11 protein-coding genes and 1 tRNA gene are annotated in these 14,523 nt (G+C 64.0%); 2 read left to right on the forward strand and 10 right to left on the reverse strand.

The window, feature by feature from the left end; all coding sequences use genetic code 11:
- Positions 1–1,313 (reverse strand): hypothetical protein (locus AC6LKG_RS25150; RefSeq protein WP_498169462.1); only part of this gene is annotated, 1,313 nt, incomplete at its 3' end.
- Positions 1,310–1,540: a hypothetical protein gene (locus tag AC6LKG_RS25155; protein WP_427985626.1), complete on the reverse strand. Its 231-nt coding sequence runs from the start codon at positions 1,538–1,540 to the stop codon at positions 1,310–1,312. The genes AC6LKG_RS25155 and AC6LKG_RS25150, both read right to left, overlap by 4 nt.
- A 461-nt stretch (positions 1,541–2,001) precedes the next feature.
- Here AC6LKG_RS25155 and AC6LKG_RS25160 point away from each other — a divergent pair, with 461 nt between their 5' ends.
- Both AC6LKG_RS25160 and AC6LKG_RS25165 read left to right on the forward strand, forming a co-directional pair.
- Positions 2,002–3,171 carry an acyltransferase family protein gene (locus AC6LKG_RS25160; RefSeq protein ID WP_498169465.1) on the forward strand — a complete coding sequence of 390 codons (1,170 nt, stop codon included), beginning with the start codon at positions 2,002–2,004 and terminating at the stop codon, positions 3,169–3,171.
- Positions 3,172–3,280: 109 nt separating this feature from the next.
- Complete coding sequence (locus AC6LKG_RS25165; RefSeq protein ID WP_498169467.1) at positions 3,281–4,201, forward strand: glycosyltransferase family 9 protein; 921 nt, start codon at positions 3,281–3,283, stop codon at positions 4,199–4,201.
- A gap of 137 nt (positions 4,202–4,338) precedes the next feature.
- Here the strand turns inward: AC6LKG_RS25165 and AC6LKG_RS25170 are convergent, their stop codons facing one another.
- The 8 genes from AC6LKG_RS25170 to AC6LKG_RS25205 form a co-directional block, all read right to left on the reverse strand.
- Positions 4,339–5,481 carry a glycosyltransferase family 4 protein gene (locus AC6LKG_RS25170; protein WP_498169469.1) on the reverse strand — a complete coding sequence of 381 codons (1,143 nt, stop codon included), beginning with the start codon at positions 5,479–5,481 and terminating at the stop codon, positions 4,339–4,341.
- Positions 5,482–5,783: 302 nt separating this feature from the next.
- Complete coding sequence (locus AC6LKG_RS25175; RefSeq protein ID WP_498169471.1) at positions 5,784–5,924, reverse strand: hypothetical protein; 141 nt, start codon at positions 5,922–5,924, stop codon at positions 5,784–5,786.
- Positions 5,921–7,528, reverse strand: coding sequence for an EAL domain-containing protein (locus AC6LKG_RS25180; protein ID WP_498169474.1), 1,608 nt, complete (start codon positions 7,526–7,528; stop codon positions 5,921–5,923). Before AC6LKG_RS25180 ends, AC6LKG_RS25175 begins: the two co-directional genes overlap by 4 nt.
- 447 nt (positions 7,529–7,975) lie before the next feature.
- Positions 7,976–8,054, reverse strand: a tRNA-Ile gene (locus AC6LKG_RS25185).
- Between the two features lie 7 nt (positions 8,055–8,061).
- The gene (rpoD, locus tag AC6LKG_RS25190; RefSeq protein WP_498169476.1) at positions 8,062–10,329 is read right to left on the reverse strand and encodes an RNA polymerase sigma factor RpoD; all 2,268 of its coding nucleotides are present in this window, start codon (positions 10,327–10,329) and stop codon (positions 8,062–8,064) included.
- 805 nt (positions 10,330–11,134) lie between these two features.
- Entirely contained in the window at positions 11,135–13,204 is a 2,070-nt protein-coding gene (dnaG, locus tag AC6LKG_RS25195) for a DNA primase (RefSeq protein ID WP_498169477.1), read from the reverse strand.
- A 19-nt stretch (positions 13,205–13,223) separates the two neighbouring features.
- Entirely contained in the window at positions 13,224–13,436 is a 213-nt protein-coding gene (rpsU, locus tag AC6LKG_RS25200) for a 30S ribosomal protein S21 (protein WP_006218592.1), read from the reverse strand.
- A 486-nt stretch (positions 13,437–13,922) separates the two neighbouring features.
- Positions 13,923–14,465, reverse strand: a complete 543-nt coding sequence (locus tag AC6LKG_RS25205) for a phosphoribosyltransferase (RefSeq protein WP_006387865.1) — start codon at positions 14,463–14,465, stop codon at positions 13,923–13,925.
- Positions 14,466–14,523 lie beyond the last annotated feature (58 nt).

Below are 14,523 nucleotides of genomic sequence, written 5' to 3' on the forward strand. Positions count from 1 at the left end.
AGCCAATACGGACGAAACAGGGGCGCCAGCCCGTCACCGCCACCTGAATGCGCCGAGGGCTGCGAGAAGTAGGTCTCGGCGCTGCTGCTGACCGTGATCGCCATGGGTCCGTCCAGGCGAGCGCTCGACATTGCACGCTCGTCCCCGGCCCGCGCACGCATCGCCACCTGCCGTTCCTGGCGCACGGTCAGCGTGAAACGCAGCGGTACGGCATCCTTCGCCACCTCGTAGTCGTCAGGCAATCCCCGCCCGGGCCAACGCCGGGCCCCCGCCATGGCATAGGAATTGGCCAGCGGGGTGCCCGTGCCGGCGCGCAAGTCCCAGGTGGTCGACTGCCGCACCCAATGCCAGAAATCCTGCGCGGTAAAGGCGGTGGGCGCAGAGGCCACGTATTCCACCCCTGGCGGCGCCTTGGCGTCAGGCGCCAAGACGGCGCCCCACCCCATGCTGTATTCGCGGTAATAGCAACCCGCCCAGCGATTCTGCCGCGAGGAATGGAACGACTGCGTGTCGATCGCTCCCCAACGTCCATCCGAGCCCAACCAGGTCGAGCCACGGCGCCGCAGGGCATGGGGCGCTTGCGGGCACCGCATGCCGCCCGGCAGTGCCTTGCTCCGCGTTGCGTCGCGCCGGCCGAGAAAAGCGTAGCGGGCCGCCGCCAGTTCGACCGCCAACCACAAGCCGCTGCCCCGTGTAGCGGCGCGGCGCCGTACATATCCCGGCCAGTCATCGTGCGACAAGCGGAAAACCGGGGACTCGCCGCCACCCAGGTTGTCCCTCAGCACCGCCCGCACCAGCCGCGCACGCGCCGCGGGCAACCCGGCCACGACGGCTGCCGACCCCGCCGCCAGCACGTCGTGCACGACGCGATCGTGCTCGGCATAGGCCCGTGCCAGGTCAGCCAGAACCTGCGGGTCGGCGCGCGCCACGCGATAGGACTGCGCCACCTCGCGGCCGAAAAGCGTCGCGAGCAGGTGTTCTGGTGGATTGTTGCGCCGATGCTGGCCGGCCAACGTATCGGCAAATGCCATCGATGCGCCCAGCGTCACCAGGTGCGCCATCGCGATCTGGTGAGCCACTTGCGCGCGGTTGGCGTAGGCCAGGAAATTGAGCTGGCGGGCCTGTTCCAGCGCGCCGCTGAAGGCCGCGGCATCCGCCGCGTGGATCAGGCGCGTCCGCGACTCGACCGTCCGCCCCACACCGTAGGACATGACCAGCACTGCGGCCAGCCCCCCCAGCAGCAACAGGCCCGGCACCAGTACCTGGCCGTGCTGTCCGGCGCGCGGCAAAAGGCCGGGGACATGCCGTTTCATGGCGCCGCCACCGCGTTGCCGGTGTAGGATTTGAGCGTCCGTACACTGGCCTGCCCGGCGGCCTTGCGCACCGCGGCTTGCGCGGCGCGCGACTGCGCACTGCCGTCCTCGCCCGCCAATTCGCGGGCCATGGCGGCTGTCTGGGCCCGCACGACCTGCCCCAAATACTGATAGACGGCAATTGCAGCCACCGCCACCAGCGCCACCACCACGATGTATTCCGTCATGCCCTGTCCGGCCTGACGCTTACGATATTCCGACACTGCCGCGCTCCCCAAACAATGAATCGAGGGCTCAGTGTCGGCGCTATGGCGAGACGCCACCATTCGCGGATGCCGAGGTGGATAAAGGCGTCACATCCATCGGACAACGCGGCGCGGCGTTGCCGCATCCCGCCGCTCCGGCGCCGGACGGGAGTCCGGCAATTGTTGTAACCCTCTAATTTTTATCGGGTTTTCCCTATTGCCCAGCCTCTGGCGCGGCAGTAGATTGAATTTGTCGGGCTGTCTGACACCCATCGCGTGCGAAGCCCGGCAGGAGCGCCCCAGACTCATCTCGAGCTGGGGCGCTCTTCCATTTTCGGACCGGGCCGGCCCTGGCGGCATTACAAAATCTATACACAGTCGCCCAATCCCCTCACAGCACCGTGGCTAGCATGGCGCCTTTCCGTACCAGGACAGACCGACCGATGCTTGCCCAAGCCGCACCGCCCGGGGCCGCCAGCCCCGCGCAGGGCATCCCCGCCATCGATGCCTTGCGAGGCGCCGCGATCCTCTGCGTGGTGTTGCAACATGTGCAGATCCATATTCCCCAGGAACAGAGCCTGCTCGGCAAGGTTTTGCCTGCGCCCCTCTTCAACCTGGTTTTTCACAGCGGATACTACGGCGCCATCATCTTCTTCGTGATTTCGGGCTTTCTCATCACACACACGTCCATCCAGCGCTGGGGTTCCCTTCAGAGCCTGCCATGGGGCGCCTTTCTCTGGCGTCGCTGCGCTCGCCTCTATCCCTGTCTGCTACTGGTGTCGCTGCCGCTCGGCCCGCACCTGCGGGAACTGCCCGATTTCCTCATCGGCAACAGCCACTTAGCCCAGGCCGCGGCCGGCGCGCCGGCGTTGCACATGGACAAACTCGACGCAACGGTTGGCTACTCGCCCGAAGCCTGGAACCCGCTGTGGTCGCTATCGCTCGGACAGGCGTTCTATCTGGCATTTCCGCTGCTCTGCCTGCTGTCGCGGCCGGCAGGCAGGCACGCGCTGGCGGCGGCGTTGCTGCTGATCGCGATGCTCGGGCCGTTCGCGCGCATCGCCTTCGGCGGCAACGAAAACTGGGGCGTCCATGCCTGCCTGTCCGGCATAGGCGGTATCGCCATCGGCTGCCTGGCGGCGCTGTATGCCTCACGCCCCGAAGGACACCCAGGCCTGCGCCGGGCGTTGTGGCCGATCGGCGCGTTATTTTTCGTACTGGTGTTTTTTCTGCGCCAGGCCACCGCCACGCTGGAGCTGACCGCCCTGGGCCTTCATATCACGCTGCTGGAAATCGGCGTCGCCTGCCTGCTGGTCGGCTGGAGCCTGCGCCTGCGTCCCGCCAAGCCCGCCTTGCTGGCGCCCATGCGATGGGCGGGCCGCAACAGCTATGAGATCTACCTGACGCATATGTTCCCGGTCTTGTTGCTGACCGCCGCATCGTGCCGCAATTCCGGCGGCGAGGTCGCAACCTGGTGGCGCGCGGGGGCCCTGAGCGCGGCCAGCGTGCTGGCGATCCTGTCGTCGGCGATATTGGGAGGGCTGGTGGCGCGCTGGTTCTCGACCCCCGTGCGCCGCTGGCTGAACCGCATCGCACCGCGGTCAGGTGGCTAGCGGCCGGGCCGGGCTCCGGCCACCCGGCCTCGCATCGTGTTGCCTCCCCCGGAAAAAACCATAGGATCGGTTATCCTCCGCAGCAAAAAGCTACGAGGAAAAATCGATCGTGAGCAACGCTCATTCCATCGCGACCGGCAAGCTGGCGTTGGTGCTGTCCAACCGGCTTGGCGATACGCTATATCAAATGACGCTCGCCAACAACCTGCGCAAGGCCGGCCACGACCTATCCGTCTATGGCATCCACGGCTATGCCTTGCGCAAGTGGTTTCCGGACTTCGACATCCAGCCCCTGCCGTCGGACATCACCGACCTGGCCGGATACGACACCATCGTGCAAATGGATCCCGACAGCCCGTTCGACGGGCTCTCCCGCGTCTGTCGGCGCTTCCTGAGCACCAAGGAGTGGGGCAAGATCCGCGCCGCGCCGTCCAAACACACATCGCCCAACGGCATCCTGGATGAATTCCGCCGGTTCTCTATTGATGCCTTCGGCTTGACCGAATGGCATCATGACAATGGCCTGCGGGCGCCCGCGGGTCTACAGGCGCGACGCCACGAAAAACGCGTCATCCTGCATCCCACCTCGAGCGAAGCCGAACGTTGCTGGACGCCCGGCAAATACGTCATCGTCGCCCGCCGCCTGCGCACCATGGGCTACGAGCCGAGCTTCGTACTGGCGCCGTCAGAGCGCGCATTCTGGCTGCCACTACTGGAACAGGCCCATGCCGGCCTGGTCGAGGCCCCCTCGATCGACGGCGTCGCCGCCAAGGTCTACGAATCCGGCTGGTTCATCGGTACGGATTCCGGCATCGGCCACCTGGCCTCGTGCTGTGGCCTGCCGACCGTCACCATCGTCGACCGCCCCCGCAACATGCCGCGCTGGCGGCCAGCCTGGGCCGATAACATCGTGGTCAAGCCCTGGTGGTTGCCATTGCGCGGGCTGCGCCGCAAATACTGGCGTGAAGCCACGACTGTGGCGGCGGTGATGCGCTGTTTTAGCCGCATGGTGCGGCGGCGTCGCCATTGAGCCATACGGCGCGTGGCGTGGCAACAAAGAGGCCGCCTGCAGCGTCATCTACAGGCGGTCATTTCGCCGGCCTGGCCGGCCATGCCAACCGCCGGGGCCATCCCACAGCCTGGCGCCGCCACCCGCCCGGCGATCACTCAAGCGGCCACCGCCACCTTCCTGGACGACAGGGCCCGATCCATCGCCGCCTCGTAGGCCTCCAAGGTTTCCGCCATTTTTTGCGACAGCAGCAGGTGACGATCAGCGAAGCGCCGGGCCTGTTCGGCAACCCGCAACGCTTCGCCGGGATGCAACCAGATCCGGGACAAGTGATCGGCGAACCCTTCCACGTCGCCGGCCGCCGCCAGCCAGCCGGTCACACCGGAATGCACAATCTCGGGCAACCCGCCGACCGCGCTGGCCACTACCGGACATCGTGCCGCATACGCTTCCGGCACGACGCGCGACCAGGCCTCGTTGATCGACGGTACCAGCACCGCATCGGCGGCATGAATGATAGAGGCCGTGTCTTCGCGATGCCCGGCGAATGTCACGTATTCGCCGATGCTCAATTCGGCCACCAGCTCATGCAAGCGCTGACCATACGAGAGCGTCGCGCGCGTCGGCGCCCCCACCACGAGCGCGCGCGCCGGCAGGCCGCGCTGGCGCAGGACATGCACCACGCGCAGCAGATCTTCCTGCCGCTTGTCCGGGCGCAGCATGCCGACAGTCGCGACCACGAACGCGGCCGGATCGATGGCCAGCGCCTGGCGGGCGGCGGATCGCAATGCGGGCTTGTCCGTCTCCACGAAAAAGCCCTGTTCAGCCCATTCGCCGACGACACTGATACGGCGCGCCTGCGCAAAGCCCGCCGTGATGATGTTTCGCGCCCCGCCCTGGCTGGTGGTGATGACTCTGTGGCAACCCAGGCGCCATTCCAGCCGGCGGCGCCAGGATGTGCGCAGCGGCCGGGAAAAATGCCAGGTGCGCACCAGCGAGCAGAGGTCGCGGCACAACGCGCTGGCCTTCGCATCGGGCGTGCCATGCGCATCGATGACCTGAATGCGCAGATCCTTCACGAGCTGCCGCAACCGCATTGCGCCGGACCACGAATATGGGGAATTGAAGTCCATGCCGATAGTCGCCAAGCCCCAACTGCGCGCCAGTTTCAGGGTTTCGCTTTGGGGCGGCGCGGCGATGGCCACGGCATGGCCTTGGTCCCGGAGCCAGCGCGCCTGATCCAGAACGCGAAACTCCAATCCGCCCAGGTTCGGGCCAGAGAGCGTGTGTAGAATTTGCATGGATGAAAACTGGGTACGGCATGGCCGCGCGGACGCGCGGCAATCGGCCACGGCCTTTGCTCTGAAGCCGTCCCCGATACGCCGTGGTCCGCGCAACGCGCGTAACCAGCTGAAGTATTTTTTTTGTGAAATTTAGCTACGGGTCAGGAATATAGGCCTGTAAATGGGGACAAATTAAGGAAAGCTTTTAACTACTGTTAAGATCTTTGCAAAATATGTAACTTTTTTATTCTTATATACAGGGCGATCTGTCCACGCCCGTTGTCCCATTGCCCTCGTCAATACCGAGGAACGCCCCCCGCTCAAAACACGCAGGTCTTCTGCGCGCGCACGGCCAGCAAGCCGGCAACCCGTAGCGCCGGATAGAGCATCAAGGGCGCCGCCACCGCCGCGCCGATGGCGAGAATCGCGCTGGCCAACCGCGGATTGCCAGCTTCGGTCATGGTTGCGACTCGGCCATCGCCCCGCTCCTGAGGGTACGCCCCCCCCTGGCCAACAGCGCGTCGAGCAGTTCGTCCAGGGGCAATGCCCGTTCGAAGTACCAGCCCTGCACCTTGGACACCCCATGGTCGGCAACCGCCTGCACCTGTTCCCCGGTTTCCGCGCCTTCGGCGATCACGTCCAGATGAAGCGATCTCGCCAGGTCGATGATCTGGATCGCCACGGTGCGCTTGGGGCCCTGCTCGACCATGCCTTGGGTGAACACTTTGTCGAGTTTCAGATAGTCCACCGGAAACGACCCCAGATACGCCAGGCTGGAATAGCCGGTTCCGAAATCGTCGATCGCCACCCTCACCCCCATCGCGCGTATGGCGCTGATCGTTTCCCGCGCATTCGCCTCCAGCAAGCCACGCTCGGTCAATTCGATGAGCAGCAACTCCGGCGGCATGCCGGTGGCCTGCAATAGCCGCTGCACCAGGCTGCGGCCCGAGCCCGACCGCACTTCGGTCGCGGAGATATTCAGGGAAACGTAAAAGCCGCGCACACGGGCGGCAATCTCTGGAATGTCCCGCGCCGCCAATTCGAACACCTGCGCCGCGATCTCTTCCGACAGGCCGAGTTTTTCCGCAGCCGGAATGAAAACGTCCGGCCCGATAGGCTCCGCGCCGAACGGGCGTTCCCAGCGCAGCAACGCTTCCGCGCCAATCCACTTACCAGTCTGGATATCGATGATGGGCTGATAGGCCAGATAGAACTCACGCTTCCTGATCGCCTTGCGCAGTAAATGCGGCAAGTCCTGCACGCGGCGTTGCCGCCAGACCATCACACCGCACAGCATCAGGCCTGCCATGGCCCCGGCCACGCCCACCGCCCAGCGCGTCGCGGTCAGGCTGTGCAGATAAGCATCGCGCGGAATGGCCACTAGCGCCACATGCTGGAACGTGCGCGACGGCGCCAGCGCGACCACCGTGCCCGACATCTCAGTCACGGTGGCGTGGCGGGTGGCGGCCTCCTGCAACCATTCGGGCTGCACGTACCCGAACCCGAAGAAGCGATTGGTATTGCCCGGGTAGAACAATCCCAACGTCGCCGAAGGCTCGAGCAGCATCGCCGAACTGACCAGGTCACCGCGGTTCAGGAAGATGGTGTAGCCGTTGCGTGACAGCGCGATATAGCGCAGGTTCGGCGCGGCCGGCAGCACCACTTCCGGCCAAACGCGTATGCCTTGCAACGAAACGAAGTCCGGCGCGCCCAGATCCGTGCCATCCAGGCTGCGTCCCAGCGACGAGCAGAGAATCCGGCTCCCCTCGGTATAGGCAATCGCGCGCAGCAAAGGCGACTGCAATACCAAACGCCCCATTTCGGACTGGATGTACGAGGCACAGGGCAACGTGCCGCTGAGCCCTCCGAGCGATCCACTCACGCCCTCCAGTTGCCGCGTCACGCTGTCGGCGCGCGCCAGCAGCGCCTCGGACAATCCGCGTGCCTGCACCTTGGCCTTTTCGACAGCAAAATGCGTAAGCAGCTCCAGCCCGAGATAGATCGGCGCCGCCGCCGCGAACAGCAGGCCGGCAGCAAAAACCAGCGTAGTTACAGCTTTTCCCACGCGACCAACACCTCTATCAAGTGTTTGACTACGACCGCAAGTTTCCGGCTCATTATCAACGAAAATCAAATAGCCTAACTGGAAAACGACTCCTCGCGCATTGCGACCCCGCGGAAAGCCTCACCCACCGAAGCCGTCAGGTAGTGAAGCACCAGCAGAACGCCGAATCCAGGCGTTGCTGGAGCGGCCAGACCCGCAGGTCGTCATCGGCAGCACGCGAGCGCCACAACCCTTTCAGCGGGCTCGAGCCGCAACGCATCACCCAGCGCTGACGCCAGCGGAAAATGCCCAACGGCTGGATCGCCCTGGCGCAGGCATGCGCCGATGCTGAGCAGTTCCCGGGAGACGTCCCCCGGCATTCAGTCAGGATTACCTGCCTACAGACCTGTACAAGGATTGCGGAAAACAAAACGGGTCTCGGATTGCTCCGAGACCCGCATTGTTCTTTGGTAGGCCCCCCGAGAGTCGAACTCGGCACCAACGGATTATGAGTCCGCTGCTCTAACCAGGCATGAGCTAGAGGCCCAGGAAACTTACTGCCCTTCCAGGAAGCTCTTCAGCTTGTCGGCCCGGCTCGGGTGACGCAGCTTGCGCAACGCTTTAGCCTCTATTTGGCGGATGCGCTCACGCGTGACGTCGAACTGCTTGCCCACTTCTTCCAGGGTCTGGTCAGTGCTCATTTCGATACCGAAACGCATGCGCAGCACCTTGGCTTCCCGCGGGGTCAGAGAGTCTAGCACTTCCTTGACGACGTCGCGCATGGAACCGTGCAGCGCGGCATCGGAAGGCGCCAGGGTCGAGGTGTCCTCGATGAAATCGCCCAGGTGCGAATCGTCGTCGTCACCGATGGGCGTTTCCATGGAGATCGGCTCCTTGGCGATCTTCAGGATCTTGCGGATCTTGTCCTCGGGCATGTCCATCTTCTGCGCCAGGGTCGCGGGATCCGGCTCGGCGCCGGTTTCCTGCAGGATCTGGCGGCTGATCCGGTTCATCTTGTTGATCGTTTCGATCATGTGGACCGGGATACGGATGGTGCGCGCCTGGTCGGCGATGGAACGGGTGATGGCCTGACGGATCCACCAGGTCGCGTAGGTCGAGAACTTGTAGCCGCGACGGTACTCGAACTTGTCCACGGCCTTCATCAGGCCTATGTTGCCTTCCTGGATCAGATCCAGGAACTGCAGGCCGCGGTTCGTGTACTTCTTGGCGATCGAGATCACCAGGCGCAGGTTGGCCTCGGTCATTTCACGCTTGGCCTTGCGGGCCTTGGCTTCGCCAGTGGCCATGCGCTTGTTGACGTCCTTCAGGTCCTTGAGCGGCAGCACCACGCGGGTCTGCAGGTCGATCAGCTTCTGCTGCAGTTCCTGCACGGCGGGGATCTGGCGCTCCAGCGTTTCAGCGTACGGATGACCGGCGGCCACTTCGTCGACGACCCACTGCAGGTTGGTTTCGTTGCCCGGGAACACCTTGATGAAATGCGTGCGCGGCATGCCGGCACGGTCCACACACGTGTGCAGGACGGCGCGCTCGAGCTGACGCACTTCTTCCACCTGGCTGCGCAACGTGTCGGCCAGCTTCTCGACCATCTTGGCGGTGAAGCGGATGCCCATCAGTTCGTTCTGGATCGACTCCTGCGCGCGCACGTAGATGTCCGACTTGTAGCCGTCCTTTTCGTACGACAGGCGCATCTTGTCGAACTGCTTGCCAACCTCGTCGAACTTGGCCAGCGCCTTCACGCGCAGGTCTTCCAACTGCTTGCTGGACATGCCGCCGGCGGGGCCGTCGTCGCCTTCGTCTTCGTCGGCGGTGACACCGGCGCCGGCGTACTCTTCGCCGTCTTCCGGATCGACCAGGCCGTCGACCACTTCATCGATCTGCGCCTGGCCTTCACGCACGCGCATGACGTGCGCAAGGATCTCGTTGATGGTGGTCGGGCAAGCCGAGATGGCCATGACCATGTGCTTCAGGCCGTCTTCGATACGCTTGGCGATTTCGATTTCGCCTTCGCGCGTCAGCAGTTCCACCGAGCCCATTTCGCGCATGTACATACGCACGGGGTCGGTGGTGCGGCCGAAGTCGGAGTCCACGGTGGTCAGCGCGGCTTCGGCTTCGTCTTCGACGTCATCGTCGTTGGACGCAACCGGCGCGTTTTCGCTCATCAGCAGCGTTTCGGCATCGGGCGCCTGGTCGTAGACCGCAATGCCCATGTCGCTGAAGGTGCTGATGATGCCGTCGATGGCTTCGGCGTCGACCAGGTCATCAGGCAGATGGTCGTTGATTTCGCCGTAGGTCAGGTAGCCGCGGTCCTTGCCCAGCTTGATCAGCTGCTTGAGGCGGTTGCGGCGGGCTTCGTATTCTTCGGCCGAGACCGGGCCGCGGGCGATCAGGTCCTTGGGGTCGGCCTTGCCGCGCTTGCCGCCGCGCTTGGGCGGCTTCAGGTCCGGCAGGACTTCGCCTTCGCCGTCCATCGAATCGTCGAAACCGTCGGAATCGTTGTTGGCATTCTTGGCCGGGCGCCCCGGGCGGCGGCCGCTGGGGGCCGGACGCGCGCTGCCGACCAGGTCGGCGAGCTTGTCCTCGGCCTTCTTGGCGCGAGCCTTGGTCACCTTCTCAGGCTTGTCGGCCGCCGCCGTCTTTGCCGCCGCTTTCTTGGCGGCCGTCTTGGCGGCAGGCTTGGCGACCTTCACCGCCGTCTTGGCGGGCGCTTTTTCCGCCGCCATGCTCACGACGCGCTTGGCCTTGGTGGCCGGAGTGTCGGTGGCGTCAATTGCAGAGGAGGATTTGCCGGTGGATTTGGTCATAGTCGCTTCCGTGGTCGTCGCAACCCGTTCGGGCATGTTGCACCGCGTGGCGCCACCGCCGGGCAACGGGCCCGGCGCGGCATCCTAGCGGGTAAATCAGGTGAATCGGCGGAAACCCTGCGGCTGCGTTGGTCGCAGCGCCGGCTCTTGCGAGCCCGCCTGGCGCCATTTCGGTGCAATACCGGACGGACGCCTGACGTACATGGCCTCATCCCGCGGCGGGTCCCGGGCGTCGAGGGGGGCTGCCTGCCTATAAATAGGCGTTGCTTGCCTGTCGGGCCTTGCCCTTGGCAGCTGGATAGACACAGCACCCAAACCTCAGACGCGACGCGAAGACAACCGCCGCCGGACTGCGTGATTCACCGCTCAGCTATATTAATTAACTATGTAACAAGTTTGATGCACACATCCGCCCTTTTGCGCGGGTACCGGAGCTTTCCCGCCCCGACGACTCCCCCGGGAGCCCCCACCCAATCTCGGTACCATCACCAATCCGGCAAACACGTCAGCCGATCCTTGGCTGGATCCCAGCAGATTCGCCCATCAAACCCTAAAACTATTAGATTCCAGCAACCGAAATAGATTCCGTCCGCCGGAAAGAACATTCCGCCTGCCACATCGAGGCCATACCGGCCCCATATCAGCCATACAGCCCCACATATCGCCTCTCACTGGTCAACGCCAAACTTGTCGGCCCCAAACCCGTCAGCGCCCATCCCGGACCCCAGACCCCGGCCCCGGACCCCATCGGGCATCAAACGGCTGGCCAACCTTGCGCGGCGGAAAACCCTTGATTTTACCGCATTTAGCGTATGCCGGCACCCTTGAGCACCAGCATGCGACTGGACAACTCCAGATAGCGCTTGCGCGCCTCTTCCGAGGCCAGGCCGGCCGCCGCCAATCTGGCCATTTCCGCCTTGGCGGAATCAAACTCGATACGACGCAGGGCGTCGTCCCATTCCGTCTGCGGATCCGGCAGATCTTCCTGCGACAGGATATCGGCCCGCAAGCCCTTGAGCACCGTCGCCAAGTCCGAATCAGGCTCGGCAGCCTCCAGCAGGGCACCCACATGACGCGCACCACTGGATTGAGCCAGCATGATCAGGTCCCTTACCAACCCTAGATGGGGGCCGTGATCGATGACTTCAAGCTGCTGGTCTCCCATCGAGTCCACCAGCTCCGGATGCGCCAGCAAAAGGCTCAGTAAGCGCTTGGCAAGCGACGGCATGGTGCGGCGCCCTTCGAAGCCGCCGATCTCATTTCGCTTGCCTTTCCAATTGCCCTTGCCACCCTTCCAGTCGCCTTTGCCCTTCCAGTCGCCTTTGCCTTTCCAATCGGCCTTGCCTTTCCAGTCGTGCTGACCGGCGCCGCCATGCCAGGCACCGCCCTGCTCGCCGCTGCCCTGCGAAGCAAACTGGCCATAGTCGGCATAGTCCCCTTCTTCGGCCGGGATGTCATGGAACTCATGACCACCGAAATCGTAGCCGGCATCCGCCGGGCCGCCGTCATGCGGCACCACCGCGCCTCCCCCTGTCCCTGCCTCGGCCGCCGCCGGCCTGGCCGGCGCGCCAAACGGCTTGGCCGGCTGTTGCGCCAGCACTTGGGCCATTTCTTCGGGCGTCAGCTGCACCAGCCTGGCCATTTCCCGTTCGATCTGCACGCGCAGAGCGCACTCGGGAATGGAAGCCAGCAGTGGCTTGGCCTCATGCAGGCAACTGGCGCGCCCCTCGGCCTCGTCCATGTTGTGGCGCGAGGCCAGCTCATCCAGCAGGAAGCGCGACAGCGCCGCCGCCTCGCCCAGGCAGGCGCGGAAGGCTTCGGCACCCAGTTCGCGCACGTACGAGTCCGGATCGTGCTCGGCCGGCAGGAACAGGAAGCGGATGGCGATATCGTCGCGCAGCACCGGCAGGCACGCCTGCAGCGCACGCCACGCGGCGCGACGGCCCGCGCCGTCGCCATCGAAACTGAAGATGACCTTGTCGCTGGTGCGCAACAGCTTCTTGACGTGGTCCGGCGTGGTGGCAGTGCCCAAGGTCGCGACAGCATTGGCGATACCCTGCTGCGCCAGTCCGACTACGTCCATGTAGCCTTCGACCACGATGACCTGGCCTTCCTGGCGAATCGCCTGGCGGGCCTCCCATAGGCCGTACAGCTCCTGGCCCTTCGAAAACAGCGGCGTTTCCGGCGAATTCAGGTACTTGGGCTCGCCCTTGCCGATGATGCGGCCGCCAAAGCCGATCAGGCTGCCACGTGCATTGCGGATCGGGAACATGACCCGCTCGCGGAAGCGATCGTAGCGCCGCCCGTCTTCGGACTCGATGACCAGACCCGACTCCACCAGCGTGGGATCTTCGTAATTCGGAAAAACCTGCGACAGCCCATGCCGGTCCGTGCCGGACCAGCCCAGGCCGAAATGCGCCGCAATCTCGCCGGTCAGCCCGCGCTGCTTCAGATAGCGGATCGCGGCGGGCGATGCGCGCAACTGCTTCAGGTAATGGGCTTGAGCGGCGTCCAGCACCTGCGTATGGCGGGACTCCTCGGCCTTGCGGCGCGCGGTTTCCTGCTGCTGGCGGGGACTGCGATTTTCTTCGGGGACCGTCATTCCCGCCGAAGCCGCGAGCGTGCGCACGGCCTCGGGGAAACTGGCGCCCGTGTGTTCCATCAGGAAGGTGATGGCGCTGCCATGCGCTCCGCAGCCAAAGCAGTGATAGAACTGCTTGGTGGGACTGACAGTGAACGACGGACTTTTTTCGTTATGAAAGGGGCACAGGCCAAGCAAGTTGGCCCCACCCTTTCGCAACTGCACGTATCGCCCGACTACATCGACAACGTCGACCCGGGCGAGTAATTCCTGGATGAATGATTCTGGAATCAATAGATTCGGGAATCAGAAATCAATACAGGCGCGGGGGCAGTTGCTGGCTACGGATGCGCTTGTAGTGACGCTTCACAGCGGCGGCGTGCTTGCGCTTGCGCTCGGCCGTGGGCTTCTCATAGAACTCGCGCGAGCGCAGTTCGGTGAGCAAACCGGTCTTTTCGATGGTGCGCTTGAAGCGGCGCAGAGCGGCTTCAAACGGTTCGTTTTCCTTCAGTCGAACGATAGGCATAAAGTGATTGGCCTGCTTGTAGGGTAACAAAAGTTGATGACAAACCTGGCTTGCTTACCAGCAACGCCACGTGGTTCCGGACGGCGAACCGCCTGTAAGCTCAGGCCGCAGACTACGCACGCGACAATAGTAATCGCGCATGCTGTCCGGACCAAGATTTCAAGAGCCCCGCGCACAGGATTCCCTGCCCGCCGGCCTCTTCGCTTCCAGCGCGCCAGCGCCAAGAGCCTTGCAGCGCTAAAGTCCTAAAATCGGCTGGCTCTAGGGCCGGCTGGCTGCTGACTGGCAAGAGTCTCCAGGGCCGGTTGCGTTACCCAAAGACTACCTAAAGAGTAACAAGCCAAGTTCGGTTTAGCGATAACCAGCGATTCTAGCATGGTCATGGCTATTTTGACTACCGGGGGAACAGTCTGGCACCCTGCCCTCGCATGATCGCGCCGCGCATGGGCGGCGGGGATCGCCAGACCATCCGTCCCCCCTATAATTTCAGCCCTTCGAACCCTTGCGGATCCAGGCTTCCAGCTGGTGCGGACGCAGGCTGTCGTAATCCTCGAACGGCTGATGGATCCAGGGGTTGGTCGGCAGCTTGTCGACGTAGTAATCGGGCTGCGCCTGGGAATGCCCCTTCCACCACAGCACGGCGCTGCGCAATTCGGTGATGTCGGCGAACTGGCTTTTGAGGTGGTCGTACACCTTCATGAAGGTCTTGCCGGTATCGACCATGTCGTCCACCAGCAACACCCGCCCGGACAGCGTGCCGCGCGTGATGGTGATGAACTGCGCAATATCCATGTCGCCTTGCTTGGTGCCGGCGGCCTCGCGGTAGCTGCTGGTCGCCAGAATGCCCAACGGCACATCGAAAATGCGGGACATGACGTCACCAACGCGCATGCCGCCACGCGCCAGGCACAGAATCTTGTCGAATTCCCAACCGGACTGATGCACCTGCAAGGCCAGGCGCTCGATCAAGCGGTTGTAGTCGTCCCACGTCACCCACAGATGGCTATCGTCACTGGTTGGCGCGCTCATAGGCAAGGATCTCCTGCGTGAAAATACGAAAAGGCCGCCGCCGGTAGGAGACCGGCGG

Source organism: Achromobacter sp. 46006 (assembly GCF_059761975.1).